Here is a 26300-nt window from a genome sequence, read left to right as displayed (position 1 = left end):
TACTGCCCGGCCCCCTGAAAGCTGTAGAGCCATGACTCCCCTTGCCTGGATCATCTTCATGAGTTTCGCCGGCGGCCTGCTCAGCGTGCTGGTCGCCTCCGGGTTCGCCTTCGCGGCGCGCCCCAACTGGGTCCCCATCCTGATCAGCTACGCCATCGGTGCCTTGCTCGGCGCCTCTTTCCTGGAGGTGCTGCCCCACGCCATCGAAGCAGCGGAAACCCCCGAGCGCGCTGCGATGAACGTGCTCGCCGGCATCCTGATCTTCTTCGTGCTCGAAAAACTGGTGCTGTGGCGCCACTGCCACGACGAAGGCTGCGACGGCCACGAACACCACCACCATAGCGGTGGCGGTCACGACCACGGGCGCAGCGGTCTGTTGATTCTCGTCGGCGATACCTTCCACAACTTTGTGGACGGCATCCTCATCGCGGCGGCCTTCGTCGAAAGCACGCCCCTCGGCATCGTCACCGGGCTGGCCATCATCGCCCACGAAATCCCGCAGGAAGTCGGCGATTTCCTGATCCTGCTGCACTCCGGTTATAGCCGTGCCAAGGCCCTGGCCTTCAACCTGCTGTCCAGCGTCGCAACCCTGGTCGGCGGCCTGCTGGCCTATTTTGCGCTGTCCCGAGTACAGGCGCTGGTACCTATGTTCCTAGCCCTGGCGGCCGCGAGTATGATTTACGTGGCTGTGGCGGATCTCATTCCGGGTTTGCACAAGCGTACGGAATTGCGCGCCACCATCCAGCAGGTATTATTGATTGCCGCCGGCATTGCCTCCATCGTCTTTGCCCACCCCCTCGCCGAGCGGGCGCTGGGCTAAACGACGGCGGCGGGCCGATGTGCCAAAAATCCACACAAAAAGGGAGAGCGGCGCAAGCCCGTAGAACAAGAACGTAAGAACGGCGCCGACAACCGTGGTTTCGGTCACGGTAGCCATCAAGGCGACGAAAATCCAAGCGATAGCGACAATATACATACCCGGATTCTACAGGCCGTCGTATGGGCCCGGGGTCGAGAAGCGTGCCGCCCGGCATCGCGTCTGCCCACTCCGGTAACAACCGCGCTGTGATTTTCCTGGTCGGATACAAGCAAAGGAGAGGTGGATGTCTGTAACACCGGAGCAGTCTGCAGAAGCCCTGCAGGGCATGTTCAAGTTCGGCCAGTCCCTGGCCGAAGGTTTCTTCGATTTCCTCGGCAAGCAGAACGCCGCCATCCAGCAGGTGGCGCCAGCCGCTGCCCAGCAGGTTCCGCCGCCCGAAGCCGCGGAGCTCGCCGCGCTGCAGAAGTCCTTGGCCGAAGCCCATGCCCGCCTGTGGGCGAGCATCGCTCAGACCAAGCCGGGCGAGCCCGTCGAGCCGATGGTGCAGCCACAACCGGGCGATCGCCGCTTCAATGCGCCGGAGTGGTCCTCCAGCCCGGTCTACGACTACATCCGTCAGGCCTACCTGCTTAATTCCGACTACCTCGGCAAGCTCGCCGATGCGCTGCCCATCGCCGATGGCCGCGCAAAGGCACGCATGCAGTTCCTCACCCGCCAGTACGTCGAGGCCATGTCCCCGTCCAACTTCGCGGCGACCAACCCCGAATTCATCAAGACTGCGCTCGAAACCAAGGGCGAGAGCATCACTCAGGGCATCAAGAACCTGATCGGCGACATGGAGAAGGGCCGCATCTCCATGACCGACGACTCGGCCTTCGAGATCGGCCGCAATCTGGCCACCACGCCGGGCTCCGTCATCTACGAAAACGAGCTGATCCAGCTCATCCAGTACGCGCCGCTGACCGACAAGGTCCACAAGACGCCGCTGCTGATCGTCCCGCCGTGCATCAACAAGTTCTACATCATGGACTTGCAGCCGGCCAACTCCCTGGTGCGCTTCATCGTCGAGCAGGGCTTCACGGTCTTCCTCGTGTCGTGGAAGAACGCCAAGGCCGAAGAAGCCCACTTCGGCTGGGACGACTACCTGGAAAAAGGCCCGATCACTGCGCTGCAGGCTGTCCGTGAGGTCACCAAGGTGCAGAAGCCCCACGTGCTCGGCTTCTGCGTCGGCGGCACCATCCTGTCGTCGGCTCTTGCCGTGCTGCGCGCCAAGGGTGAAGATCCCGCCGAAAGCCTCACGCTGATGACCACCTTGCTCGATTTCAGCGACGCAGGCGAAATCGGCTGCCTGGTGGACGAAGCCTCGGTGGCCGCCCGTGAAGCCGCCATCGGCAAGGGCGGGCTGCTGCGCGGCCAGGAACTGGCCCAGGTCTTTTCCAGCCTGCGCGCCAACGATCTCATCTGGCAGTACGTCGTCGGCAACTACCTCAAGGGCAAGACCCCGGAAGCCTTCGACCTGCTGTACTGGAACTCCGACAGCACCAATCTGGCCGGCCCCTTCCTCGCCTGGTACCTGCGCAACATGTACCTCGAGAACAACCTGCGCGTGCCCGGCAAGCTCGAAATGCTCGGCGTCAAGGTGGATCTCGGCAAGGTCGACCTGCCGGCCTACCTGCTCGCCACCCGCGAAGACCACATCGTGCCGTGGGCCAGCGCCTACCTGGTGCGCCAGCTCCTTGGCGGCGAAACCACCTTCGTGCTCGGCGCCAGCGGCCACATCGCCGGTGCCATCAATCCGGCTTCAAAGAACCGCCGCAGCTACTGGACCAGCGATTCCGCTGCGTCGGTTCCCGAAGAATGGTTGCAATCTGCCACAGAACAAAAGGGCAGCTGGTGGCTGCACTGGATAGAATGGCTCAAACCGCGCAGTGGCAGTCTGGTGGCTGCGCGAAACAAGCCGGGCAATGCAAAATACAAGGTGATCGAGGCTGCGCCTGGACGTTATGTAAAAGAAAAAGCCTGAGCTGCCACACCAAAGACCGACAAAACAAATAAAGAACACGTCGGCAGTGAGCGGGTTCCGGGGGCACTGCCGACGTCAGCGCGACCCCCGCATACATCAAGACAAGGAGGGAGAAAAACATGGCACGAGTAGCACTGGTGACCGGTGGTATGGGCGGCCTGGGGGAATCGATCAGCATCAAGCTGGCTGCCCTTGGCTACAAGGTGGTCGTAACCTACTCGCCGGGCAACGAAAAGGCCGGCGAGTGGCTGCAGACCATGAACAACATGGGCTACGGCTTCAAGGCCTATCCCTGCGACGTGGCCGACTTCGACTCCTGCAAGCAGTGTGTCGAAAAGGTGACCACCGACATCGGCCCCGTGGACGTGCTGGTCAATAATGCCGGCATCACCCGCGACATGACCTTCAAGCGCATGACCAAGGCCGACTGGGACGCCGTCATGGGCACCAACCTCGACAGCGTCTTCAACATGACCAAGCAGGTCATGGACGGCATGGTCGAGCGCAAATGGGGGCGTGTCATCAACGTGTCGTCCGTCAACGGTATCAAAGGGGCCTTCGGGCAAACCAACTACTCCGCGGCCAAGGCCGGGATGCACGGCTTCACCAAGGCGCTCGCGCTGGAGGTGGCCAAGGCAGGAGTGACGGTCAACACCATCTCACCGGGCTACATCGGCACCAAGATGGTCACCGCCATTCCGCAAGAGGTCCTCGAAACCAAGATCCTGCCGCAGATTCCGATGAGCCGCCTCGGCAAGCCGGAGGAGATCGCCGGTCTGATTGCCTATCTGGCATCGGACGAGGCGGCCTTCGTCACCGGGGCCAACATCTCTATCAACGGCGGTCAGCATATGTTCTAATCGGTGTTCATCTGGCACCGCAACAAAAAGGAAAGTGAAATGACTCAACGCATCGCTCTCGTTACTGGCGCAGTCGGTGGTCTCGGCACTGCAATCGTCAAATCCCTGGCTGCCGCTGGTGTCCGCGTGGTTGGCAACTTCTTCCCGGGCGATCCCGCCAAGGATGCGTGGGTTGAAGCCCGCAAGGCCGAAGGCCTGGACGTTCCGGTGTACGGCTTCGACGTCTCCGACTACGAGCAATGCAAGGCCGCGATTGAGCAGATCACCGCTGAAGTCGGCCCGATCGACATCCTGGTGAACAACGCCGGCATCACCCGCGACAAGTTCTTCCCGAAGATGGAAAAGGGTCAGTGGGATGCCGTCATCGCCACCAACCTGACCAGCTTGTTCAACGTCACCCACACCATCTCCCCGAAGATGGCCGAACGTGGCTGGGGCCGCATCATCAATATCTCCTCCGTGAATGGCGTCAAGGGCCAGGCCGGCCAGACCAACTACTCCGCCGCCAAGGCTGGCGTGATTGGCTTCACCAAGGCCCTGGCTGCCGAGCTGGCCACCAAGGGTGTGACGGCTAACGCCATCGCCCCGGGCTACATCGGCACCGACATGGTCATGGCCATCAAGGAAGAAGTCCGCAACGCCATCATCGACACCGTGCCCGTCAAGCGTCTGGGCAAGCCGGAAGAGATCGGTGCGGCGGTTGTTTACCTCTCCTCCGAACTGGCTGGCTACGTCACTGGCGCCACCCTCAACGTGAATGGCGGCCTGTACTACCAGTAAGCCGTTGCAAAATGGCTCACGGAAGCCCCGCCCCGCGCGGGGCTTTTTCTTGCGCAGCGCAGTATAATCATCCGCGGCGACCCTCTCGCCAAGGAGAAGACACAGATGGCCGATCAAATTCGCCTGATAAAAAAGTACCCGAACCGCCGCCTTTACGATACCCAGACCAGCTCCTACATCACGCTATCTGACGTCAAGGAACTCGTCCTCGAAAACGCCAATTTCCAGGTTGTCGACGCCAAGACTGGGGAGGATCTGACCCGCAACATCCTGCTGCAGATCATTCTCGAAGAGGAGGCCGGTGGTGCGCCCATGTTCACCAGCGACCTGCTGTCCCAGATGATCCGCTTCTATGGCAATGCCATGCAGGGGATGATGGGCAAATATCTCGAAAACAACATCAAGGCCTTCACCGACATGCAGGCCAAAATGCAGGAACAGGTCCGTTCGGTTTACGGTGACAATGCCACCGTCAGCCAGGATCTGTGGGCCCAGTTCCTGAATTTCCAGGGGCCCGCCATGCAGAGCATGATGGGTGCCTACATGGAACAGAGCAAGAAGATGTACACCCAGATGCAGGAACAGCTCGATAGCCAGACCCGCAACCTGTTCTCCGGCTTCCAGTTCCCAAATTTTGCGGGCGGTTTCCCCGCAGACAAAAAAGACCAGCAGACGCCCCCCAGCGAACCGCCTGGCACACCAGACAAGTAATCCAAACGGGGCCGCGCTGTTATCGCGGCCCTTATGCTTTTCCCCTTCAGGTTTTCAGCGCATGACCCAAGCCAAGCACCCGGCCGCTCCCAAAGTCGGCTTCGTTAGCCTCGGATGTCCGAAGGCCCTCGTCGATTCCGAGCACATCCTCACCCGCCTGCGGGCCGAGGGCTACGAGATTTCCCCGTCCTACGAGGGCTCCGATCTCGTCGTCATCAACACCTGCGGCTTCATCGATGCCGCGGTGGAAGAATCCCTCGACGCCATCGGCGAAGCCCTGGCCGAGAACGGCAAGGTCATCGTCACCGGCTGTCTGGGCGCGAAGGACGACGTGGTGATGGCGGCCCATCCGCAAGTGCTGGCCGTCACCGGCCCGCACGCCACGGAAGAGGTCATGCACGAGGTGCACAAGCACCTGCCCAAGCCCCACGATCCTTTCATCGATCTGGTGCCGCCGCAGGGGATCAAGCTCACGCCCAACCACTACGCATACCTCAAGATTTCCGAAGGCTGCAACCATCGCTGCACCTTCTGCATCATCCCGTCCATGCGCGGCGACCTCGTCAGCCGCCCGATCGGCGACGTGATGCGTGAGGCCGAAAACCTCGTCAATGCTGGCGTCAAGGAACTGCTGGTGGTGTCCCAGGACACCAGCGCCTACGGCGTCGACACCAAGTACCGCACCGGCTTCTGGGGCGGCAAGCCCGTCCGTACCAAGATCTACGACCTCTGCAACGCTCTCGGCGACCTGGGCGTGTGGGTGCGCCTGCACTACGTGTATCCGTACCCCAGCGTGGACGAACTGATCCCGCTGATGGCCGAAGGCAAGATCCTGCCCTACCTCGACGTGCCCTTCCAGCACGCCAGCCCGCGCATCCTCAAGGCCATGAAGCGTCCGGCCAGCACCGAGAACAACCTCGAGCGCATCCGCCGCTGGCGCGAGATCTGTCCTGATCTCACCATCCGCTCCACCTTCATCACCGGCTTCCCCGGCGAAACCGATGCCGATTTCGAAGAACTCCTGCAGTTCCTCGAAGAAGCCAAGCTCGACCGCGTCGGCGCCTTCGCTTACTCGCCGGTCGAAGGCGCAGCGGCCAACGATCTGCCCGGCGCCGTGCCCGAAGAGATCCGCGAAGAGCGCCGCATCCAGCTGATGGAGTTCCAGGAAGATATCTCCACCGAGCGCCTGGAGCGCTTCATCGGCCGAGAGATGACCGTCCTTGTGGACGAAATCGACGAGGAGGGCGCTCTGGCCCGTTCGCCTGGCGATGCGCCGGAAATCGACGGTCTGGTCATCATCCCCGCCGGCGAAAATCTGGAGCCCGGTGAATTCGCCCGCGTGCGCATCACCGACTGTGACGTGCACGACCTCTACGCCGAGCCGATCTAGGTCATCCCATGAAGCGCGCACCCCGCATCGGCATCGCACTCGGTAGCGGTTCCGCGCGGGGATGGGCGCATATCGGCGTGTTGCGGGCGCTGGCCCGCGAAGGCATCGAGCCGACCATCATCAGCGGCTGTTCCATCGGCGCCTTCGTTGGTGCCGTGGCCGCCGCTGGCGACGTCGAAAAACTCGCGGTCTGGGTCGAAAGCCTGGGCTGGCAGCGCGTCGTCGGCCTGATGGACATGGGCCTGCGGGGTGGGCTCATCAAGGGGGATCGGCTGATCGCCTTCTTCGAGCGCCAGTTTGTCGACCGGGATTTCACCGCGCTGCCGCACCAGTTCGGCTGCGTCGCCACCGATCTGCACAGCGGCCACGAAATCTGGCTGCGGGAAGGTAGCGTCTCCGCGGCCGTGCGCGCGTCCATTGCGCTACCCGGGCTCATCGCCCCGGTCTGGCAGGACGGCCGCCTGCTCGTGGACGGTGCCCTCGTCAATCCGGTACCGGTATCCCTCGCCCGCGCCATGGGCGCTGACCTGGTCATCGCCGTCGAGCTCAACTCCGACGTGGTTGGTTGGGCCTGGCGCAACCGGCCGCCGGCAGGGAAGGGAGGGAGTAGCGGCAATGGCAACGGCAACGGTGTGCCCCACTGGTCCCGCAAGCTCCTCGCGCGCTTTGGGCGCAACGGCAACGGCAACGGCGATAACGATGACGGTCAAGCACCGGCGATCGATGGCGAAGAACTCCCCTCCATGCTCAGCGTGATGCAGGACAGCATCTCCATCATGTCCGTCCGCATTGCCCGCAGCCGCATGGCCGGCGAACCCGCCGACGTGCTGATCTCCCCGCGCCTTGCCCAACTCGGGCTGATGGACTATCACAGAGGCGCCGAAGCCATCGCCGAAGGCGAGGCTGCCGTCGAAGTCGCCCTGCCGGCCATCCGGCGCGCCCTGGAGCAACGCTGATACAGCCTGTTTTCCGGCAAACCGGCGGGGCCATGTTTTCTCCTTCTGCCTAGCGAGTTCCACCCCATGTCTGCACTGATAGACTCCCTGCGCGAAATCGTCGGCCCATCCCACTGCCTGTCTGTCCACCATGACATGGCGCCTTTCCTCACAGACTGGCGCGGCCGCTACACCGGCGCAGCGCAGGCCGTCGTCTTCCCCGCAGATACTGCAGAAGTGTCCGCGGTCGTACGAACCTGCGTGGACCGTGGTGTGCCCATCGTGCCCCAGGGCGGCAACACCGGCCTGTGTGGCGGCGCCACACCGCTGGCCGACGGGCTGGCGGTCGTGGTCAACCTGTCCAGACTGCGGCGCATCCGCCGGGTCGACCCGGCCAACAACGCGATTACCGTGGAGGCTGGCACGCCGCTGGCCATCGTCCAGGCCGCGGCGCTGGAGGCCGACCGTTTCTTTCCCCTGTCCCTTGCCAGCGAAGGCACCTGCGAAGTGGGCGGCGTCATCTCCACCAATGCTGGCGGCGTGCAGGTGCTGCGCTATGGCAACACCCGCGAACTGGTGCTCGGGCTGGAGGTCGTCCTGCCCGACGGCCAGGTCTGGAACGGCCTGCGCAGCCTGCGCAAGGACAACACCGGCTATGACCTCAAGCACCTCTTCATCGGCGCCGAAGGCACCCTCGGTATCGTCACCGCAGCTACCCTCAAGCTTTTTGCCCGTCCGCGCAGCAGCGTCACCGCCTGGCTGGCAGTTGCCAGTCCCGCCGCAGCGGTCGCGCTGCTGTCGCGTCTGCGCGGCATGGCCGGCGACCGGGTCACCGCCTTCGAACTGGTCAGTCGGACCTCCCTCGAACTCGTGCTGCAGCACATCCCCGGTACCCGTGATCCCCTGCAGGTGGCCTACCCGTGGTACGTGTTGGTCGAACTGACCGACACCCTCCTGGATGCCGGCCTGGCCGAACTCCTCGAGGCAGAGGTTGCGACGGCGATTGCCGATTCCGCGGTTCATGATGGCGTGGTTGCCAGCTCCGAGAGCCAAGTTGCCGCACTCTGGTCCCTGCGGGAGAACATCTCGGAAGCGCAGAAGCGGGAAGGCTTCAGTATCAAGCACGATATCTCCGTGCCGATCAGCGCCATTCCCGAGTTCCTCGAACGGGCAGGGGAGGCCCTCCGGTCCGCCCATCCGGGCGTCCGCATCGTCGCCTTTGGCCACCTGGGCGACGGCAATCTCCACTACAACCTGTCGCGCCCCTTGCGCGAAGAGAATGATGCCTTCATCGGCGGCACGGCTGCAGTGGGTCGTATTGTCCATGACCTGGTGACCGCCCTGGATGGATCGATCTCTGCTGAGCACGGGATCGGCCAGCTGAAGCGAACTATCCTGCCGGCTTACAAGTCAGGGATTGAGCTGGAATTGATGCGCAGCATCAAAACATCGCTGGATCCGGCAGGGTTGATGAACCCCGGTAAAGTCTTATGACGTCAGGAAAAACGGGTTTGTGCTGAAGGCTTTGTGTCAGGATTTTTTACACATGCCACTTGGGCGAGAAACCCAGCATGAGTTTCTTTAGTGATTCCGCGGAGTTAATGGAAATGGCACACCACTTGCATTTGTTTCTTTCGTGATAAGTTTCATCAGCCCCAAAGTCGTATGGGATGGTGAGCAGTCCTCGAAATCAACCCTGTGAATCCAGCGGAAAGGGCTTAAGCATGATCAAGAAGCAACTCGCAGTCGCCATCGGCGCAGCACTCACCTTTGGTGTAGCCAACGTCGCCAACGCCGGCGTTTTCACCTCCACCGCCAATCTCAACGGCAACTTCAACATCAGCGGTTTCGCCGATGCCAACCCCAACACCTACCAGATTCAACTGACCGGCCTCACCGGTCTGGTCGATCTCTACGTGCCGAGCACCGGTCTCGTCAGCGCCGAGCGCCAAGGTACTGTCACTGTCAATTACGGTGGCGCGGTTCCGCTGGTCTCCTCCACCCCGAGCTGGATTTCTCTCGGTACGGGCGCCATTACCACCAGCGGCCTGACCGGCACGCACTTCGTGTATGACTTCACCAACAACACCTTCACGTCCGACGGCTCGGCCGTGAGCGGTGGCAGCTTCACCGGCAGTGCCAGCGCCCTCAACCTGCTGCTCGGCAACATGTTTGGGCCGCTTGGCGCGACCATCGGTACCGGTAGCGTGTCCGTGGTTCACTCCCTGGGCGGTGGCAACTGGACCATCGACGTCACTGAAACCGATGTCGGCGGCACCGGCTTCAGCGGTATTTTCGCTGCGCTGGATGCGGCTCCCGGCAGCCTGACCGATGGCAAGATCGACGGCACTTTCTCGATCGTCAACGGTGGTGTCCGTGTAACCGTTCCTGAGCCTGCCTCCATGGCCCTGGTTGGCCTTGGCTTGGCTGGCATGGCTGCTCTGCGCCGTCGCAAGGCTGCCTGATCGGCTTCCTTTCCCCGGAAAGGTCCCAAAACCCCGCCTCAGGCGGGGTTTTTTGCGTCCAGGTGGGGCAAAGTGTGGTTCAGAGGTGCCCTTGATGCAAAAAGGGGTTTACAAACAGTAAATAAGTAACTAGAATGCGCACTTCTTCGACGGGGGTATAGCTCAGCTGGGAGAGCGCTTGCATGGCATGCAAGAGGTCAGCGGTTCGATCCCGCTTACCTCCACCAAGAAGACGGCAATATCGGGTCCCCATCGTCTAGAGGCCTAGGACACCGCCCTTTCACGGCGATAACCGGGGTTCGAATCCCCGTGGGGACGCCAAGGATTCAAGTCCTGCAGCAGCAAGCAGGCAGTTTCAGCCCAGACAGGCTGGAGCAGAAGGTTGCAGTGTGGAGTGGTAGTTCAGTTGGTTAGAATACCGGCCTGTCACGCCGGGGGTCGCGGGTTCGAGTCCCGTCCACTCCGCCAACAGTTTGTAGGTCCCCATCGTCTAGAGGCCTAGGACACCGCCCTTTCACGGCGATAACCGGGGTTCGAATCCCCGTGGGGACGCCAGTGGCACCAGCAGTATCGTGGGGGTATAGCTCAGCTGGGAGAGCGCTTGCATGGCATGCAAGAGGTCATCGGTTCGATCCCGTTTACCTCCACCACAGAATACAAGCCCTGCAGCAGCAAGCAGGCAGTTCCAGCCCAGACAGGCTGGAGCAGAAGGTTGTAGTGTGGAGTGGTAGTTCAGTTGGTTAGAATACCGGCCTGTCACGCCGGGGGTCGCGGGTTCGAGTCCCGTCCACTCCGCCAATAGTTTGTAGGTCCCCATCGTCTAGAGGCCTAGGACACCGCCCTTTCACGGCGATAACCGGGGTTCGAATCCCCGTGGGGACGCCAGTGGCACCAGCAGTATCGTGGGGGTATAGCTCAGCTGGGAGAGCGCTTGCATGGCATGCAAGAGGTCATCGGTTCGATCCCGTTTACCTCCACCACAGGTTAAGCAGCACCGGGTCCCCATCGTCTAGAGGCCTAGGACACCGCCCTTTCACGGCGATAACCGGGGTTCGAATCCCCGTGGGGACGCCAGGACACAAGTCCTGCAGCAATGTGCAGGCAGTTTCAGTCCAGACAGGCTGAAACGGTAAGGTCAGCGCGGAGTGGTAGTTCAGTTGGTTAGAATACCGGCCTGTCACGCCGGGGGTCGCGGGTTCGAGTCCCGTCCACTCCGCCACAGTAAAAAGAGGAGCCCAAGGGCTCCTCTTTTTTTGCGTTTACGCACACCCAATGAAAGCTCGCCGTCAGGAATGTCCCGGATGGCAATGTGGGCGCGTAGAATGCGCGGCTGATCATCCGTCCCTGCGAGACTTTCTTCCGTGTTCCACAATATCCTGACTGTCTGTACCGGAAACATCTGTCGTAGCCCCGTGGCCGAATACCTTTTGCGCCACGAGCTCCAGCGTGCCGCTCGCCCGGCGGACGTGCGTTCGGCGGGCATAGGTGCCCTTGTCAATCACGCAGCCGACGACACCGCACTCGCCCTCATGGAGGCCCGTCAGGTGTCCATGCAGGCCCATCGTGCGCGCCAGATCGAGCGCGAGCACACCCGCTGGGCCGACCTCATCCTTGTGATGGAAAAGCATCACCTCGATTACGTCCTCGGTCTCGATCCCACTGCCCGCGGCAAAGCCTTCCTGCTCGGCCACTGGAGCAAGCTGGAAATCCCCGACCCTTATCGCCGCGGCGAAGCGGCCCACCAGGCCGCGTACGACCTCATCCATCAGCAGGTGCTGGTGTGGCTCAAGCGGATTTGACCAACGCATAATCTTTTGTGGCGAACAATGCCGATGGCGTCATTCCAATGTTCTTCGAAGTGTTAAAATTCATGCCGAAAGAAACCTTGTAAAAACTCGCGGGAGTGGTGTTGCCGCCCAACGGCAATCTTCCTGGGCCCGCTTAAGACAGGAGTGGTGTTTTGGCTAAAGGTATGATCCTTGCCGCGGGGCAGGGGACGCGGGTTCGTCCGCTTACGAAGAATCTTCCCAAGCCCATGGTTCCGATCCTGGGCAAGCCGGTGCTCGAATATCTCATCGAGCACCTTGCGCGCTACGGCATCCGCGAAATCATGATCAACGTGGCCTACAACCACTACAAGATCGAAAACTACTTCGGCGATGGCCACCGCTGGGGCGTTTCCATCGGTTACTCCTACGAAGGCGTCCGCGACCACGGCGAGGTCGTGCCCAAGCCCCTCGGCTCTGCCGGTGGTATGCGCAAGATCCAGGACTTCAGCGGCTTCTTCGACGAAACCACGCTTGTGATCTGCGGCGATGCCATCATCGACCTCGATCTTGGCGCCGCCATCCACGAACATCGCTCCAAACAGGCCGTGGCCAGCGTCGTCACCCTCGACGTCCCGCGTGACCAGGTGCAGAACTACGGCGTCGTCGTTGCCGACGACGAGGGGCACGTCAAATCCTTCCAGGAAAAGCCGACGCCCGAAGAGGCCAAGTCCACGCTGGCCAGTACCGGCATCTACCTGTTCGAACCCGAGGTCCTCAAGCTCGTGCCGCCGGGCAAGGCCTTCGACATCGGCAGCGAGCTTTTCCCCATGCTCGTCGAGCAGGAATTGCCCTTCTACGCCCAGAAGCGCTTCTTCAACTGGATCGACATCGGCCGCCTGTCGGACTACTGGACGGTTCTGCAGCGTGTGCTGAGCGGCGAGGTCGCCCAGATGGACATGCCCGGCAAGGAGATCCGTCCGGGCGTGTGGGTCGGCCCCAACACCTCCATTGCCTGGGACAGCGTGCAGATCGTCGGCCCCGTCTATATCGGCTCCAGCGTCCGCATCGACCCGGGCGTGTCCGTCATCGGCCCCACCTGGCTCGGCCACGGCAGTCATCTCAAGTCGGGCGTGCGCGTTGAGCGCAGCATCCTCTTCGAGTACACCCGCCTTGCCGAAGGCCAGCGCTTCAGCGAAATGATCATCTCGCCCCAGTACTGCGTAAATCGTCAGGGCAATGCCTATTACGTCGGTGACGACGAATTCCCCCTGCGCTGGGGGGATTCCCGCGGCCGCTGAGCAAACGCCATGCAGACGCCCTCCAGTGTGCTCGGAGGGCGCAAAAAGACAGAGGCCAGGAGATGATCCTGGCCTCTGTCTTTTTGCGCTGCCGGTAAGGCTCAGTACGCGTTCTTGTCCTTGAACACCACGGCCACGGTCTTGAAGATGATCCACAGATCGAAGCCGAGCGACCAGTTACGCAGGTACTCCAGGTCGAACTCGATGCGCTTCTCCATCTTGTCCACCGTTTCCGTCTCACCCCGATAGCCGCTCACCTGGGCCCAGCCAGTAATACCCGGTTTGACCTTGTGGCGGACCATGTAGCCCTTGACCAGCTTGCGATAGGTCTCGTTGTGGGCCACCGCATGCGGGCGGGGGCCGACGATGCTCATGCGGCCTTGCAGAACATTGATGAATTGCGGCAGCTCATCCAGCGAGGTCTTGCGGATGAAGGCGCCAAAGGGGGTGATGCGCGGATCGCCCTTGGTGGCCTGCTTCACCACCGGGCCATTGTCGGTGGTGCGCATGGAGCGGAACTTGTAAACCAGGATCTCCTTGCCATCCAGCCCATAGCGGCGCTGCTTGAAGATGACCGGGCCGGGCGACGACATCTTCACGCCGATGGCCAGCACCAGCATGATCGGCGCCAGCAGCACCAGGAAGATCGACGACAGCACGATGTCCGACAGCCGCTTGGCCAGCCCGCGGAAGCCCGTAAACGGCGTGTCACAGACCGCCACCACCGGCGTATTGCCCACCGAATGGAGCTGCCCCTGGATCAGGTCGGTCACGAAGATGTCCGGTACGAAGAAGATCGACGCCGTGGTGTCCTTCAGATCGTCCAGCAAGGACAGGATGCGCGGCTGGCTCGCCATCGGCAGCGCCAGGTAGATATGGTCCACGTGGTTCAGCTTGACGAACTCGGCCAGTTCATTGATGCGGCCCAGCGTGGGCAAACCATTTGTCTCGGGCAGGCGGTCGAGCGCGCGGTCATCAAAGAAGCCGACCACCCGGCAGCCCAGGTAAGGGTTGTCACTGAATTGCTGGGCAATGCGCAGCCCCACCTCATTGACGCCGCCCACCACAACGGTGCGCTGTCGCTTGCCTTTGGCCAGCACGCCCAGCAGCACATGGCGGGCCACAAAATGCACCGTGAGCAGCGCAAACGGGGTGATCAGCACCCAGCCCAGCAGCGCAGGGCGGGGAAAATGGTTGATGTAGCCGCTGGCAACCCCAAAGCTGCCCAGCAAGACCGTAAACAACACCCAGCTGGTGACCGCCTTGCGGATCACCCGGCGCGGGCGCTCGTTGAAACGTGTGACCCCCGGAAACAGTAGCGAGAAGGTGAGGATCGCCAGCACCATGTAGGCAGACCCCACATGCTGGCCGTTGGCCAGCGCCAATGCCAGCAGCACCAATACCGCTGTCACGGGGTACAGAAAAGCCTCTATCGCCGATGTCAGCGTATAGCTGGGGCGCAGAAAACTGTGATGGTTCTCGATGGAACTATACATGTCGATCCCGTTGGGATTTTGCGTTGCAGCATACATCGGAGTAGAGGTACCGTACATTCACCAAACCGCCTCGGTCGCGAAATAATGCACGAACATTTGGTATGGTTTGTGTTAGCAAAATTAAAGTCTTTAATAAACAAAGACATAATTTATGTTACATGAGTTGTTTGTACTTTGTCATGTCAATTTTTCGGTGGCCGGACCATCTATAACTTAAGTTAGTGTCGGAAAATTTAACAGTCGACACATTTTTTTGCGGTCTATGCTGCAAGTGCAAAAAGCATGTTTTGCCGCAACATAATGAATTGTTGTGAATTTAACAAACCTCAAATGTTGCGAAGCATTGTCTGGCTTGATTGTTGCTACATAAAATTCATCGATCATTGACTGCATGGTGTTGCCATCATGAAAAGCAAAACTGCTCTTCCATTCGTTGTAGCCATAGGCATATGGGCTGCAAGTCCCTCATGGGCTGCAGGAGGTGAAGGTGGCGGTGGCGTGCATGTCTCCGGTGGAGTTGCGGCCACGATCGTCGCAGGGGCCAGTGGGTTGATCTATGGCGACCAGGGGGGCGCGGCCGAGCGAGCCGCGTACGGTAGCCGGTATGTGCCGGCAGGGGCGGGGCAGGGCAAGGTGTCGGCGGTGGAACTCAGCACCTCGGACGAAACCGAAGTCGGCCTCACTCAGATCCTGACCAGCCTGGCGCTGGTGCTTGTTCTGGTGGGTAAGCGCGTTTCAGGTTGATGTCGTTATTTACAAAGAGTTATCTATTTACACCTCAGGCGGGTAATTCGCCTGAAATAAATTCCCAGCTTGCATGCTAGGATTGGGCCCATAAATTTCTGTTTACAGGGCTCTTTGTAAATTTTTCGAGCGTGTCGGGGCGATTGACGTTCCGGCCGCTCGGTCATGCTTTCGTCACCTATAAACGGGGGCGTCGGCCAGACCGAAGACCGAACGCCTGCTCATGTCTGGCATGGGAAAAGGTGCCGTAGAAGGGGCCTGCACATCATGTGGGCATCCAGGGTGGGTCTTCGCGAGGCGGCTCCAGCATATTGAAATTGGACCATGAGCGACTCCACAGACCTGCCCACTTCAAATTTTTCCTGTTCTCATACACAGTTCCTTGCCCGTGGTCTGATCGCGGCCGGCATCGTATCGCTGCTTGGGGCGGGCTGTGCCGTCGTGCCCGGCGATCGCGCCTATTCCATGCGCGAACAATCCGCCGTCAAACTGCCCGTCAAGCAGCAGGGCGCGGCTGAACCGGTGCCAGACAATGTCGCAATCAAGCCGATCACCGCCGAGTTGATCATCGAGCAGTTCCGCAACGCGCAACCACCCAAGCCCGCCGCCAGCCCGTCCGCCCTGGCAGGCGAAGGCCGCCGCACCGCGCCCGTCATTCCGCCATCGCCGGATTACAAGGTCGGCCCCGGTGACATCCTGACCATCATCGTCTGGGATCACCCCGAACTCACCACCCCGGCCGGCCAGTATCGCTCTGCAGATCAGGCCGGTACCGTGGTGTCGGAAAACGGCACCATCTACTATCCCTATGTAGGCGTACTCCCGGTTGCGGGTAAGACCACCCGGCAGATCCGCGAACTGCTGGTCAGCAAGCTGTCCAAGTACATCGAAAAAGCCCAGATCGACGTGCGCATGGCAGCCTTCCGCAGCCAGCGCGTCTATGTGGTGGGAGAAGTGAGCAAGCCCGGCCAGCAATACATCACCGATATCCCCATGACGGTGCTCGAAGCCGTCAACCTGGCGGGCGGTTTCACGCCCGAGGCGGACTACAGCAATGTGCTGCTCACCCGCAAGGGCGTCACCTACCGGGTGGATATCCAAGCCATGTACGACAACGGCGCCACCGAGCAGAACACCTTGCTTGAGGCGGGGGACATCCTCAACGTCTCCGACCGCAGCTTCAATAAGGTCTTCATCCTCGGTGAAGTCACCAAGCCCGGCTCCCTGGTCATGACCAAGAAGCGCTCCACGCTGGCCGAGGCCCTGGCGGATGCTGGCTACATCAGCCAGGATCGCTCCAATCCCAAATGGATCTACGTGATGCGCGGCGAGGGCCAAACTCCCGAACTCTTTCATCTGGATGGCAGCTCGCCGGACTCCATGCTGCTGGCTGACAAGTTCCCGCTGCGTCCGCGGGACATCGTTTATGTGGACGCCGCCGATGTGGTGCGCTGGAACAGGGTGATTTCCAACATCCTTCCCACCGCCCAGATGCTCTACCAGACCAGCAACGCGCGCTATCCGCTGTTTGGTGGCCGGCAGCCGTAAGCATTTCGGGCTGGCCAGCTTCGGCCTAGGCCAGGAAATCACTCCGTCCCCTGTGTTTTTTGGGGGCGGGAGCAAGAGAGAGACAAGAACTACGGACCGTTCATGGAACACGATCAACTCAAATCTTCCCAGTTGCCGCCGCAAACTTATTCCAGGCTTGACGATCAGGACGACGAGGGCCTAGCGCTTGGTGAGATCATCGGCATCCTCATGGAGTACCGCTGGATCATCGCTGCGGTCACGGCTTTCGGCATACTGCTAGGTGCGGCCTGGGTGTTCATTGTCAAGCCGGTCTACCGGGCTGATGGGCTGGTCCAGGTGGAGGAAAAAGGACCTGGTGGCAATAGCGCCATGTCGGCTCTTAAGGACTTGGGACCGCTGCTCGGCATCGGTGGTGACACGACAGTGGCTGCCGAGCAGGAAATCCTTAATTCCCGCATGGTCCTCGAGAAGGTCATCCAGAAGAAGCGCCTCAACATCCAGGCTGATCCCCGCTACTTTCCGATTATTGGTCAGGGTATTGCACGTCGCTACAAGGATGAAGGGCTGAACAGTCCATGGTTCGGCCTGTCGAGCTTTGCGTGGGGTGGAGAAGAGATTCAGGTGGATGCATTGGAGGTGCCCCGCGATTGGTTGGATGAAAAGCTGACCTTCGTGCTCGGCGAGGGGGGGCATTTCGAGCTATTTTCTGATGGTGATGAGCCCGTTCTGAGTGGCAAGGTTGGCGAGCGTGCGTCGGCTAATGGCTTTTCCATTTTTGTTCCGAAGGTCGTTGCTCGCCCTGGCACCCGCTTCAAGCTGATTCGCCTTTCCCCTGATGAAGCTCTCGACAGGCTCACCAAGCAGTACACCATCAAGGAACGGGGCAAGAAGTCGGGCATTCTCGAAGTCAGCCTGAAGGGGGATGACGCGGACAAGATAGGCGTCGTTCTGGATGACATCCTTAATACCTATGTGCGCCAGAACGTCGAGCGTCGCTCCGCCGAGGCTGAGCACACCCTCCAGTTCCTAGAAACCCAACTGCCGGAAGTCAAGCGACAACTCGATGCAGCCGAGGCTGCCTACAACGGCTACCGTCAGAACCGAGGCTCCCTCGATCTGTCTATCGAAACCCAGAGCGTGCTGGGCTCTATTGTCGACGTGGACAACCAAATTGTTGCCTTGAAGCAGGAACGGGACGAGCTCCGCCAGTATTTCACGCCGGAGCACCCGCGTATTCAGGCCGCCGATGCAAAGATCGAGAAACTCAAGGCCCGTCGCGCCGAATTTGATGGCGCCATCGCAAAGCTGCCTGACACTCAGCAGACTGTGTTGCGTCTGGCGCGGGACGTAGAAGTTTACACGACGCTATACACCGACCTTGTCAACACGACTCAACAATTGCGTGTAACCAAAGCCGGCACCATCGGTGATGTGCGTATTGTTGATCCTGCAGCAGTAACGACGCAGCCGGTTAGCTTGAAACCATTTGTCATTTTTATTATTGGTGGTTTTTTGGGGCTGATTGTCAGTTTCGTGGTCGTGTGGGTGCTTCGAACGCTGAATGTGGTGGTTGAAGATCCGGAAGAGGTGGAGTCCAAGTTGGGGTTGCCAGTCTATGCGTCAATTCCCCATAGCAACGAGGAGGCCACTATGAGCAAACGTGGCAAGAGTGCCAGAGGAGGAGGAGGGGCCTTGCTGGCGATCTCTAATCCAGAGGACGATGCTATCGAGAGCTTGCGTAGCCTGCGCACAACAATTCACTTTGCTCTGCTTGATGCTCAGCAGAATTCGCTGTTGATTACTGGTGCCAGTCCTGGCTTGGGCAAGAGTTTTATTTCCAAGAACCTCGGTGCTGTGCTAGCCCAAGCGGGCAAACGTGTGGTGATTGTTGATGCTGACTTGCGCCGTGGCCATATTAATAAGGAGTTTGGCCTTAGCAGGGAAACTGGGGTGTCGGAATACGTGGCAGGCAGTTCGAGTATTGAGAGCATCGTAAAGCCTACCTCGGTCGAAAACTTGTGGGTCGTCACGACAGGCCAGATCCCTCCGAACCCTTCTGAACTACTGATGCATTTGCGTTTCGAAGAATTGCTTGAAAAGTTGGGGGAACGCTTTGATACGGTCATCGTCGATGCTCCGCCAATTCTGGCTGTGTCGGATGCCGCAATTATCGGTCGCCATGTTGGTGCCACGCTCATGGTGGCACGAGCAGGTCGTCATCCGATTAGAGAGTTGGAGCAGGCCGTTAAGCGATTGCATCAGTCTGGTGTCCATGTAAAAGGCTTTGTATTCAATGATTTGAATGTAGATAAGCAGCGCTATAGATATGGCTATAAAGGCTATGTGTACCGCTATTCATATAAAGACAGTGTGTAGTGCGGACTTTTGTGCATCAATGGTTTGGTTAGTGTGAACTCAGGTAGCCTTTTGAAATTCCTGCGTTAAGAAGTTATATAGGTCATTTAAGCTTTGTCTATGAAGAACGGCAATTGGGTGTCGCTGTTTGTAATGAGCACGAGAGTAGCGACGCTCGCTGCAAAGTTTGGGATTACGATTGTAATCGCGAGATTCTTAGGGCTAGAGAGTCTTGGGGTCTACGGCATGATCGTAGGTGCGGTTGCAATCGTTCCCGTGATGGCATCCTTCGGATTTGCGCAAACATTAGCGAGAGATGCCTCCCATGAGAGCCTAGATGTCACTGTAGTGAAGTTGTCACGGTATGGATCAATAGTTTTTAGCGTTTATCTTCCTCTTCTGTTCGTTGGAGGTTGCGTTGACGTCGTTAAGAATGCTCCGTTCTGGAGCCTTCTTGTGGTTATCATATTTTTTGAGCATGTTAACAACGACGCCTTCAATTTGCTTATAGCAACTGGCAGGCCTGTGCTTGCGAACATCTTAGTTTTTGTGCGGTCATCGCTATGGATTTACGCCTACACAGCCTTTGTCTTTTTTGAAAAGGAAAGCACGAGCTTTGCCACCCTACTGCAGTTTTGGACTGTTGGTTTGCTCATTACGACAGCATGCAGTGGATATCACTTGAGGAAGTGGCCCTGGGAAAAAGTCTGTTTGAATATCTTGGAGGCGTATTCATGGGGGCGTGAATACCTTAAAGGATCAAAGTATCTTTATATAAGTGAGATTGCGAGTAATGCGAGCTTTTATATTGATAGGTACTTGATTGGGGCTTTTTTGGGGGTTGCGGAAGCTGGCGTATATACGTTCTTTTCCTCGGTTGGCATGGCTCTTTATAATCTGGTGAGTTCAGGAGTAATGCAGGTCGCGAGACCTGGTTTGGTTTCGTCCCATGTAAAGAAAGACTATAAGCGATTTGACGCTCTTTTCTTGTCATGCTTTAGAAGGTCAGTGGCTGCATCGTTGATATTAGTTTGTTTGGCTATCGCAGCATTTCCATGGTTTGCTCCGTACGTGAAGCAGGCCGAGCTTCAGTCGCAGTATGGGAGTTTTGCATTCTTGTTGGTGGGGGTGCTTGTTCGAATCGTTGCGGATTTGGAGGGGTACAAGTTATACACGGCGAGAATGGATCTTCTGTTCATGAGGTTGACATTGTTATGTTTGTTGGTGGCTTTTCTCTCAAATATCTCGCTTGTTCTTAAGTTTCAGTTGTCAGGTGCTATAGCAAGTACTTGGATCGCATATTTTGTGACGTACATTTATCGGTATCGTACGTTTAGGAATGTGTCTCGATGAGCTTATCGGATTGCCGTGGCTGTGACCCATATCTATAAAAGATTCTTTCGGCTTGGTGTGATGGCGATCCCGTTCAGCGGGATTGCTGGATTGTCATTTCTTGGCGAATACGCCATGGAGGGGGCTTTCTATATTTTCTTGTTGTCAGTAGTTCTTGCTGTTCCGTACATCAAGAATATGAGAGTTCCAAGGCCCTTTTTTTGGCTGGTGCTTTTTATTACAGTCTCGGTGGCTCTGAGTTTTGCATTCAATTTCGATCAAATAATTGGGTCGGAGCTGAAGGGAAGAACTGGTTTAAATAAGTATATTAGTTCGCTCCCTGTTCTTTATTTTGGAATAGTTGTTGCTATTTTGACATTTAATGTCGTCCGTTCTGGAGACTCTCTCTATAGATTTGTTGTTGGGCCTTCTATATGGATATTTGGATTTTGCGTTGTCGTTTCATCCATTGAGTTGGGGGCCTGGTTCAGCGATGGCCTTCTTGGTGTGTACGATCTTATATCTCAGGTGTTTCGTGCAGGGCGTTGGCCTTCATTTAGCCCTTGGCGACTTCAAAGTGTTACGTTTGAGCCGTCGGTCTTTGGGTTGTTTCTAGGGTATATGTTCGTAATTGCCAGGTTGGCTCAGGCTCAGCATGCAGACAAAGACGGAAAGTGGTTCAGATATCTGTTTTGGCTTGTGGTTGTATTTATGGTGGTTGCGAATGCTCGGACTGCGACCGTTCTTTTAATTGGCCTTGTGGGTGGGTTGGTAGTAAACAGATTTCTACTTGGTTTAAATGAGTCGCTTCAGAAAGTAGTGATATTTGTTGTCTTTCCATTGAGTGTGATAGCCGTGGGAAGCGTGCTAGTCCTTGTTCACGATAATGTCGTTGACAGCATCCTGGCTGGAGATAGTGTTTCGAATTTGAGCCGGTATGCATCGAATGTTGCGGCATTCACCATATTTGTAGACAACCCGGTAGTTGGTATCGGTTTGGGTCAATATGCGTTTATTGCGTATGACATGCTTCCTAGCTGGGCATGGAATAGTTATGAAATAAATAACTGGTTTGTTGATCCCGATTTTACTTGGCCGCCGGTATATTCTCTTCCTCTCAGAATTGGAGCGGAGTTGGGGGGGGTTGGGTTATTGTCTTGGTATGGCGTGCACTGTTACATGCTGTATTTGTTGTTGAAGAAGATTCGCGATCAGGAAAGGAAGGGTGGCGTAGCAAGAATTGGACGTGCTTTGCTTAGCGCAGTCTTTTACGTGTTTTTAAGCGGCATCAGCTACGACAGCTTTCGAAATTTTTCCGTCTGGGTATTGATTGGTGTCCTGTGCGCCTATGTCATGTCGGACGATCCTGAGCAGCGATTTTATAGAAATAATAGGCGCGTGTGAGCTTCGATATGGAAATGGAAAGGAATGTGTTTTTTGTGATGAAAGGGGATGTGTTGGCCCATTCGTCCTCTTCAAGTTTTCCTTCCGTAGTTGTCGCATTACTATTTTCGCGGGGCCTGCATGCGCTACTTTTATATCGTCTCCAGCGAATGCTGTTGAGGGTGCCGGTTTTCGGGAAATTAGCGGCCAGAGTTGTTTGGTATTTTTCCAGCGTTTTGACTGGATGTGAAATTTCATACCATGCTCTTCTCTCTTCGGGTGTTTATTTCCCGCATCCAATCGGAATTGTCATTGGGGTCGCGGAAATATCTTCGGGAGTAACTATCCTACAAGGTGTCACGATAGGAAAGAAAGGGCGGGGGAGCAACACTGGGGTTAAAGTCGGTGCAAACGCGTTTATTGGTGCGGGAGCAAAGATTATTGGTGATATAAGCATCGGGGAGAGCGCGGTAGTTGGCGCTAATTCGGTCGTTCTTGTTGATGTTCCGCCCGGTGCGTTAGCTGTTGGAGTGCCTGCCACAATTAAGACACGTGCTACGACTAATTTTGCTTTGGATACGTAAGGTACTATGAGTAACGAAACTGCGGTTCTTTTAGCGACGCACAATGACGGAAATACTCTTTTTCGTGCTCTCGATAGCCTTTTGGACTCTAAAGTTGGAGTAGATGTTTATATTGTTGATGACGCTTCGAGTCCTCCAGTTCAATTGCCGAATAAATACAATCAAGCGGTAAGCTTGGTTCGGTTGGATCAGAATAAGGGGCTGACGAAGGCGCTAAATATTGGGCTGGGAGTAATTCTGGAAAAGCCATATAGATTCATCGCTAGAATGGATGCAGATGATATTGCTAATGGTGACCGATTCTTCGAGCAGCTTGAGTTCTTGTCCCAACGGCCGGAAATCCATGGGGTGGGAACATGGGCTAGGTTTTTTGACGAGTCTGATGTTGGAAAGACTCTTTTTCACTTCAGTCCGCCGTGCGAGCCAGGAGATATCAAAAGGTTTCTACATTTGAATAGCCCTCTGCTGCATCCTAGCTGGTGTTTTCGAGCGTCGGTGTTTAGAGAGCTTGGTGGATACAATGAAGAGTTTTCCGTAGCTCAGGACTATGAGTTTCTTTGTCGAGCGTCAAGGCAAGGGTATTCGTTCGCTAATATTCCCCGCTATCTAATGGATTATCAGGTCTCTTCTCAGGGAGTGTCTGTCCGTAAGAGAAAAGTTCAGCTGCGCGCACGTCTTTCTCTTCAGTTGAAATACTTCGATTTTTTAAATGTCTATGCGTGGTACGGTCTTGTTAAGACAGTGATTCTGTTTAGTGTTCCGATGGGGGTCATTGAGGCCGTAAAGAGAAGGTCTAAGCAGTATGAGAAGAAATAATTCAAAAGTACGTCAGGGGCTTGTGGAAACTCTTCGGGACGACTTGCGGGTTGTTGAAGGTGGAAAGTCGATCATTGATCTTCTTTTGAAGTTCTATGTAGATCCTGGGTTTTCCGCTGTGGTTAAGTATCGGCTTTCATCATATTTTTTTTGGAAGGGTGGCTTTTTTCGCCTCCTTTCAAAAATGCTATGGAAAAATATTATCAAGAGGCATTCCTGTTATTTGTCCCCTAGATCTTATATAGGTAAGGGTTTGTGTTTGCCTCATGCTATTGGTATAGTTGTGGGTGATGGCGTGGAAATCGGTCAGGGCGTGACGATATTTCAAAACGTCACTTTGGGACTCGGTGGCGGATCAGATACGTCATATCCAGTTGTCGGTGACGGAGTTGTTATATACGCGGGTGCATGCGTCGTTGGGGATGTTTCTGTCGGAAGTCACTCTCGTATCGGAGCAAATGCTGTTGTCGTTCGAAGCGTTGCTGATGGGGATACCGTTGGCGGAGTGCCTGCTCGTACTCTGCAGAAACGGACGTGATACTCGTTGCCGGAGTTGATAAATGCGTATTCTCCATGTTGCGGAGACGATTAAGGGTGGTATTGCCACCTATTTTCGAGAGTTGGTGCCACTTCAAGTCAATGAATTCGGGGCTGAGAATGTAGCCCTGATGGTACCGATATCTCAGATTGGCGAGTTGGGACGCGTCAATGAAATTGCCAAGGTCATTTCTTACGACGACAGCGGCCCGCGATGGAGAAGGGCGATTCGGCTAGCGTTTGCTTGTGCTGAGTTCAGTCGGGCTTATCTGCCCGAGGTGCTCCATATTCATTCAACGTTTGCTGGATTTAGTGTTCGTCCCATTATGCGCGTATTGGGGCCAAATTGCAGAGTTGTGTATTGCCCTCATGGATGGGCTTGGGATAGACCATTGAGTGGGGGGGCGAAGAAGGCTCTTGGCCTTGTTGAGCTTGTTTTGTCTCGACTCTGCTACAAAGTGATTTGTATTTCTGATTATGAGCATCAGGCCGCTCTCAAAGCGGGGTTTCCTAGAGATCGTTTGATGGTTATCAGGAATGGGATTTCGATTGAAAGACAAAAGGCTATGCCTGTTTCGGGCCCTGTCTGGCCTGAGAGAGCGAAGGTTCGGCTTTTGTTTGTTGGGCGGTTGGATAGGCAGAAAGGTGTAGACGTACTTATCGAAGCAATGGAGTCGTTAAGTGATGAATTCCATCTTGTCATTGCTGGCGACGTCGTTGTTGGGGGGGGGGCTGTTAAAAGCATCAGCAATTGTTCGCTAACTGGATGGGTTAACGCTGCTCAGCTGGAGACCTTATATTCTGCCGCAGATATTCTGATAGTTCCGTCTCGTTGGGAAGGATTCGGCTTGGTAGCAATTGAAGGCATGAGGGCAATGTTGCCTGTCGTTGTATCTAACGCTGGGGCGTTGCCAGAAATTGTTGATGACGGAGTTACAGGTGTTGTGTTCCCGTCCGAGTCATCGATGGATCTGGCCTCATCAATAAAAATGCTTTCTCGTATGGATTTGACTGCAGTTGGAGTGGCTGGTTATGAGAGATTCAAGAAGGAATTCTCTGTAAATCGACTTCATAAACAGTTGGTACAACTTTATTGTGAATAAGTGATTTCTTGAAGGGATTGAAAGTGAAGATAACTGTAATTGGCACTGGTTACGTTGGCTTGGTTTCGGGGGCTTGCCTTGCTGATGTTGGTAATAATGTGCTGTGTCTGGATGTAGATCCCGAGAAAATCAAGATCCTTGAAGAAGGCGGAATTCCAATTCACGAACCTGGGCTGCAGGAAGTGGTGCGCAGGAACGTGGAGGCCGGACGGCTCCAGTTTACGACCGATATCGAACGCGCAGCCTTGTTTGGCGAAGTGCAGTTTATCGCTGTAGGTACGCCTCCGGATGAGGATGGATCGGCGGATTTGAAATACGTACTTTCGGCGGCACGGAATATCGGTCGCTATATGGACGGATACAGGGTTGTTATTGATAAGTCGACGGTTCCTGTAGGGACTGCGGATCAAGTTAAGGCCGCTGTCGATGAGGAGTTGGCCAATAGAGGGGTTAGCTTTCCTTTTAGCGTAGTCTCAAATCCGGAGTTTTTGAAGGAAGGTGCTGCAATTGAAGACTTCATGCGTCCTGATCGCATCGTGGTCGGAGCTGAAGATGAACGGGCCGTTGATGTGATGCGGCAAGTTTACGCCCCTTTTCAACGCAATCACGACAAGTTGGTCTTCATGGACGTGCGGTCCGCGGAGCTGACCAAATATGCGGCGAACGCTATGCTTGCCACTCGTATTAGTTTCATGAATGAGTTGGCAAATTTGGCAGAACAGCTAGGTGCTGATATTGAGCTTGTGCGGCAAGGGATCGGAAGTGATCCTCGTATTGGAAGACATTTCCTTTATCCTGGGTGCGGTTACGGCGGTTCGTGCTTCCCGAAGGATGTGAAGGCACTTATAAAAATAGCTGCTCAAGCGCAGGTTGACGTTCGAGTCCTTACTGCAGTAGAAGAGGCTAATGACGCGCAGAAATTGGTTCTCGTTCAGAAAATTATTAAGCGGTATGGCCCTGATTTGAGCGGAATGCGATTTGCGCTTTGGGGGCTTGCCTTTAAGCCGAATACTGACGATATGCGTGAGGCTCCGAGTCGGATAATTGTCGAGGAGTTGCTAAAGCGCGGTGCGACCGTTGCTGCATATGATCCGGTCGCAATGCAAGAGGCTGAGAGAGTTATTGGTGATCAAAAAGGGCTTTCATTTGCCGGGCGTCCTAATAGCGCTTTGGATGATGCAAATGCACTTGTGATTGTGACTGAATGGAAAGAGTTTCGCAGTCCGGACTTTGAACTTATTAAGAGCCGCTTGCATAATCCGGTTGTTTTTGATGGGCGAAACATGTTTGATCCCTCGTTCATGCGGGCTGCAGGGTTTGAGTACTACCCCATTGGCCGTTCATAATTGAGTTGACTAAGAGGAATGGC

Annotated in this window: 22 protein-coding genes and 10 tRNA genes; 31 read left to right on the top strand and 1 reads right to left on the bottom strand. The window is 56.6% G+C overall.

What is annotated here, in order from left to right:
* The first annotated feature begins 31 nt into the window (after nt 1-31).
* From AC1PPK_RS23250 to AC1PPK_RS23150, 21 genes are all read left to right on the top strand, one after another.
* Nucleotides 32-820: a ZIP family metal transporter gene (locus AC1PPK_RS23250; RefSeq protein WP_481115356.1), complete on the top strand. Its 789-nt coding sequence runs from the start codon at nt 32-34 to the stop codon at nt 818-820.
* Nucleotides 821-1103: 283 nt separating this feature from the next.
* Nucleotides 1104-2843, top strand: coding sequence for a PHA/PHB synthase family protein (locus AC1PPK_RS23245; protein WP_481115355.1), 1740 nt, complete (start codon nt 1104-1106; stop codon nt 2841-2843).
* A 119-nt stretch (nt 2844-2962) separates the two neighbouring features.
* The gene (gene phbB / locus AC1PPK_RS23240) at nt 2963-3703 is read left to right on the top strand and encodes an acetoacetyl-CoA reductase (protein ID WP_481115354.1); all 741 of its coding nucleotides are present in this window, start codon (nt 2963-2965) and stop codon (nt 3701-3703) included.
* Between the two features lie 39 nt (nt 3704-3742).
* On the top strand, nt 3743-4483 hold the full coding sequence (gene phbB / locus AC1PPK_RS23235) for an acetoacetyl-CoA reductase (protein WP_481115353.1): 741 nt from the start codon (nt 3743-3745) through the stop codon (nt 4481-4483).
* 105 nt (nt 4484-4588) lie between these two features.
* Complete coding sequence (phaR, locus tag AC1PPK_RS23230; RefSeq protein WP_481115352.1) at nt 4589-5194, top strand: polyhydroxyalkanoate synthesis repressor PhaR; 606 nt, start codon at nt 4589-4591, stop codon at nt 5192-5194.
* 61 nt (nt 5195-5255) lie between these two features.
* A complete protein-coding gene (gene rimO / locus AC1PPK_RS23225; protein WP_481115351.1) occupies nt 5256-6584 on the top strand; it encodes a 30S ribosomal protein S12 methylthiotransferase RimO in 1329 nt (442 codons plus the stop codon).
* Nucleotides 6585-6592: 8 nt separating this feature from the next.
* A complete protein-coding gene (locus tag AC1PPK_RS23220; protein ID WP_481115350.1) occupies nt 6593-7540 on the top strand; it encodes a patatin-like phospholipase family protein in 948 nt (315 codons plus the stop codon).
* Nucleotides 7541-7606: 66 nt separating this feature from the next.
* The gene (locus AC1PPK_RS23215) at nt 7607-9013 is read left to right on the top strand and encodes an FAD-binding oxidoreductase (RefSeq protein WP_481115349.1); all 1407 of its coding nucleotides are present in this window, start codon (nt 7607-7609) and stop codon (nt 9011-9013) included.
* A 230-nt stretch (nt 9014-9243) separates the two neighbouring features.
* Nucleotides 9244-9984, top strand: coding sequence for a PEP-CTERM sorting domain-containing protein (locus tag AC1PPK_RS23210; protein WP_481115348.1), 741 nt, complete (start codon nt 9244-9246; stop codon nt 9982-9984).
* Nucleotides 9985-10135: 151 nt separating this feature from the next.
* Nucleotides 10136-10211 (top strand) — tRNA-Ala (locus AC1PPK_RS23205).
* An 18-nt stretch (nt 10212-10229) separates the two neighbouring features.
* Nucleotides 10230-10305 (top strand) — tRNA-Glu (locus tag AC1PPK_RS23200).
* Between the two features lie 70 nt (nt 10306-10375).
* Nucleotides 10376-10452: transfer RNA gene (locus tag AC1PPK_RS23195), tRNA-Asp, on the top strand.
* A gap of 11 nt (nt 10453-10463) precedes the next feature.
* Nucleotides 10464-10539 (top strand) — tRNA-Glu (locus AC1PPK_RS23190).
* 19 nt (nt 10540-10558) lie between these two features.
* Nucleotides 10559-10634 (top strand) — tRNA-Ala (locus tag AC1PPK_RS23185).
* A 71-nt stretch (nt 10635-10705) separates the two neighbouring features.
* Nucleotides 10706-10782, top strand: a tRNA-Asp gene (locus AC1PPK_RS23180).
* A gap of 11 nt (nt 10783-10793) precedes the next feature.
* Nucleotides 10794-10869: transfer RNA gene (locus AC1PPK_RS23175), tRNA-Glu, on the top strand.
* A gap of 19 nt (nt 10870-10888) precedes the next feature.
* Nucleotides 10889-10964: transfer RNA gene (locus AC1PPK_RS23170), tRNA-Ala, on the top strand.
* Nucleotides 10965-10982: 18 nt separating this feature from the next.
* Nucleotides 10983-11058: transfer RNA gene (locus AC1PPK_RS23165), tRNA-Glu, on the top strand.
* Between the two features lie 68 nt (nt 11059-11126).
* Nucleotides 11127-11203 (top strand) — tRNA-Asp (locus AC1PPK_RS23160).
* Between the two features lie 142 nt (nt 11204-11345).
* Nucleotides 11346-11783, top strand: coding sequence for a low molecular weight protein-tyrosine-phosphatase (locus AC1PPK_RS23155; protein ID WP_481115347.1), 438 nt, complete (start codon nt 11346-11348; stop codon nt 11781-11783).
* A gap of 173 nt (nt 11784-11956) precedes the next feature.
* Complete coding sequence (locus tag AC1PPK_RS23150) at nt 11957-13051, top strand: nucleotidyltransferase family protein (protein ID WP_481115346.1); 1095 nt, start codon at nt 11957-11959, stop codon at nt 13049-13051.
* Between the two features lie 101 nt (nt 13052-13152).
* Here the strand turns inward: AC1PPK_RS23150 and AC1PPK_RS23145 are convergent, their stop codons facing one another.
* Nucleotides 13153-14547 (bottom strand): undecaprenyl-phosphate glucose phosphotransferase, encoded by a 1395-nt coding sequence (locus AC1PPK_RS23145; RefSeq protein WP_481115345.1) that lies wholly within the window; start codon nt 14545-14547, stop codon nt 13153-13155.
* Between the two features lie 498 nt (nt 14548-15045).
* Between AC1PPK_RS23145 and AC1PPK_RS23140 the strand changes: the two genes are divergently transcribed.
* From AC1PPK_RS23140 to AC1PPK_RS23095, 10 genes are all read left to right on the top strand, one after another.
* Entirely contained in the window at nt 15046-15291 is a 246-nt protein-coding gene (locus tag AC1PPK_RS23140) for a hypothetical protein (RefSeq protein ID WP_481115344.1), read from the top strand.
* A gap of 324 nt (nt 15292-15615) precedes the next feature.
* The gene (locus AC1PPK_RS23135; protein ID WP_481115343.1) at nt 15616-16839 is read left to right on the top strand and encodes a polysaccharide export protein; all 1224 of its coding nucleotides are present in this window, start codon (nt 15616-15618) and stop codon (nt 16837-16839) included.
* A gap of 102 nt (nt 16840-16941) precedes the next feature.
* The gene (locus tag AC1PPK_RS23130) at nt 16942-19197 is read left to right on the top strand and encodes a polysaccharide biosynthesis tyrosine autokinase (RefSeq protein ID WP_481115342.1); all 2256 of its coding nucleotides are present in this window, start codon (nt 16942-16944) and stop codon (nt 19195-19197) included.
* Nucleotides 19198-19329: 132 nt separating this feature from the next.
* Nucleotides 19330-20529 carry a lipopolysaccharide biosynthesis protein gene (locus AC1PPK_RS23125; protein WP_481115341.1) on the top strand — a complete coding sequence of 400 codons (1200 nt, stop codon included), beginning with the start codon at nt 19330-19332 and terminating at the stop codon, nt 20527-20529.
* Between the two features lie 15 nt (nt 20530-20544).
* Complete coding sequence (locus AC1PPK_RS23120; RefSeq protein ID WP_481115340.1) at nt 20545-21912, top strand: O-antigen ligase family protein; 1368 nt, start codon at nt 20545-20547, stop codon at nt 21910-21912.
* On the top strand, nt 21909-22475 hold the full coding sequence (locus tag AC1PPK_RS23115; RefSeq protein WP_481115339.1) for a serine O-acetyltransferase: 567 nt from the start codon (nt 21909-21911) through the stop codon (nt 22473-22475). Before AC1PPK_RS23120 ends, AC1PPK_RS23115 begins: the two co-directional genes overlap by 4 nt.
* Nucleotides 22476-22481: 6 nt before the next feature.
* The gene (locus AC1PPK_RS23110) at nt 22482-23291 is read left to right on the top strand and encodes a glycosyltransferase (protein WP_481115338.1); all 810 of its coding nucleotides are present in this window, start codon (nt 22482-22484) and stop codon (nt 23289-23291) included.
* Nucleotides 23278-23829 (top strand): serine O-acetyltransferase, encoded by a 552-nt coding sequence (locus tag AC1PPK_RS23105; RefSeq protein WP_481115337.1) that lies wholly within the window; start codon nt 23278-23280, stop codon nt 23827-23829. The genes AC1PPK_RS23110 and AC1PPK_RS23105 overlap by 14 nt, the downstream gene beginning before the upstream one ends.
* Nucleotides 23830-23851: 22 nt before the next feature.
* Complete coding sequence (locus AC1PPK_RS23100) at nt 23852-24931, top strand: glycosyltransferase family 4 protein (protein WP_481115336.1); 1080 nt, start codon at nt 23852-23854, stop codon at nt 24929-24931.
* Between the two features lie 23 nt (nt 24932-24954).
* Entirely contained in the window at nt 24955-26277 is a 1323-nt protein-coding gene (locus tag AC1PPK_RS23095) for a UDP-glucose dehydrogenase family protein (protein WP_481115335.1), read from the top strand.
* Nucleotides 26278-26300 lie beyond the last annotated feature (23 nt).

It is taken from the genome of Zoogloea sp. JDB1 (assembly GCF_056724025.1).
Note: the sequence above shows the minus strand (reverse complement) of the source record. Positions and strands in the feature narration are given on the sequence as shown.

What these genes read in the sequence shown, in the direction of transcription:
- AC1PPK_RS23250 (WP_481115356.1), top strand. Translation starts at nt 32, where the DNA reads ATGACTCCCCTTGCCTGGATCATCTTCATGAGTTTCGCCGGCGGCCTG.
- AC1PPK_RS23245 (WP_481115355.1), top strand. Translation starts at nt 1,104, where the DNA reads ATGTCTGTAACACCGGAGCAGTCTGCAGAAGCCCTGCAGGGCATGTTC.
- phbB (WP_481115354.1), top strand. Translation starts at nt 2,963, where the DNA reads ATGGCACGAGTAGCACTGGTGACCGGTGGTATGGGCGGCCTGGGGGAA.
- phbB (WP_481115353.1), top strand. Translation starts at nt 3,743, where the DNA reads ATGACTCAACGCATCGCTCTCGTTACTGGCGCAGTCGGTGGTCTCGGC.
- phaR (WP_481115352.1), top strand. Translation starts at nt 4,589, where the DNA reads ATGGCCGATCAAATTCGCCTGATAAAAAAGTACCCGAACCGCCGCCTT.
- rimO (WP_481115351.1), top strand. Translation starts at nt 5,256, where the DNA reads ATGACCCAAGCCAAGCACCCGGCCGCTCCCAAAGTCGGCTTCGTTAGC.
- AC1PPK_RS23220 (WP_481115350.1), top strand. Translation starts at nt 6,593, where the DNA reads ATGAAGCGCGCACCCCGCATCGGCATCGCACTCGGTAGCGGTTCCGCG.
- AC1PPK_RS23215 (WP_481115349.1), top strand. Translation starts at nt 7,607, where the DNA reads ATGTCTGCACTGATAGACTCCCTGCGCGAAATCGTCGGCCCATCCCAC.
- AC1PPK_RS23210 (WP_481115348.1), top strand. Translation starts at nt 9,244, where the DNA reads ATGATCAAGAAGCAACTCGCAGTCGCCATCGGCGCAGCACTCACCTTT.
- AC1PPK_RS23150 (WP_481115346.1), top strand. Translation starts at nt 11,957, where the DNA reads ATGATCCTTGCCGCGGGGCAGGGGACGCGGGTTCGTCCGCTTACGAAG.
- AC1PPK_RS23145 (WP_481115345.1), bottom strand. Translation starts at nt 14,547, where the DNA reads ATGTATAGTTCCATCGAGAACCATCACAGTTTTCTGCGCCCCAGCTAT.
- AC1PPK_RS23135 (WP_481115343.1), top strand. Translation starts at nt 15,616, where the DNA reads ATGAGCGACTCCACAGACCTGCCCACTTCAAATTTTTCCTGTTCTCAT.
- AC1PPK_RS23130 (WP_481115342.1), top strand. Translation starts at nt 16,942, where the DNA reads ATGGAACACGATCAACTCAAATCTTCCCAGTTGCCGCCGCAAACTTAT.
- AC1PPK_RS23125 (WP_481115341.1), top strand. Translation starts at nt 19,330, where the DNA reads ATGAGCACGAGAGTAGCGACGCTCGCTGCAAAGTTTGGGATTACGATT.
- AC1PPK_RS23110 (WP_481115338.1), top strand. Translation starts at nt 22,482, where the DNA reads ATGAGTAACGAAACTGCGGTTCTTTTAGCGACGCACAATGACGGAAAT.
- AC1PPK_RS23105 (WP_481115337.1), top strand. Translation starts at nt 23,278, where the DNA reads ATGAGAAGAAATAATTCAAAAGTACGTCAGGGGCTTGTGGAAACTCTT.
- AC1PPK_RS23100 (WP_481115336.1), top strand. Translation starts at nt 23,852, where the DNA reads ATGCGTATTCTCCATGTTGCGGAGACGATTAAGGGTGGTATTGCCACC.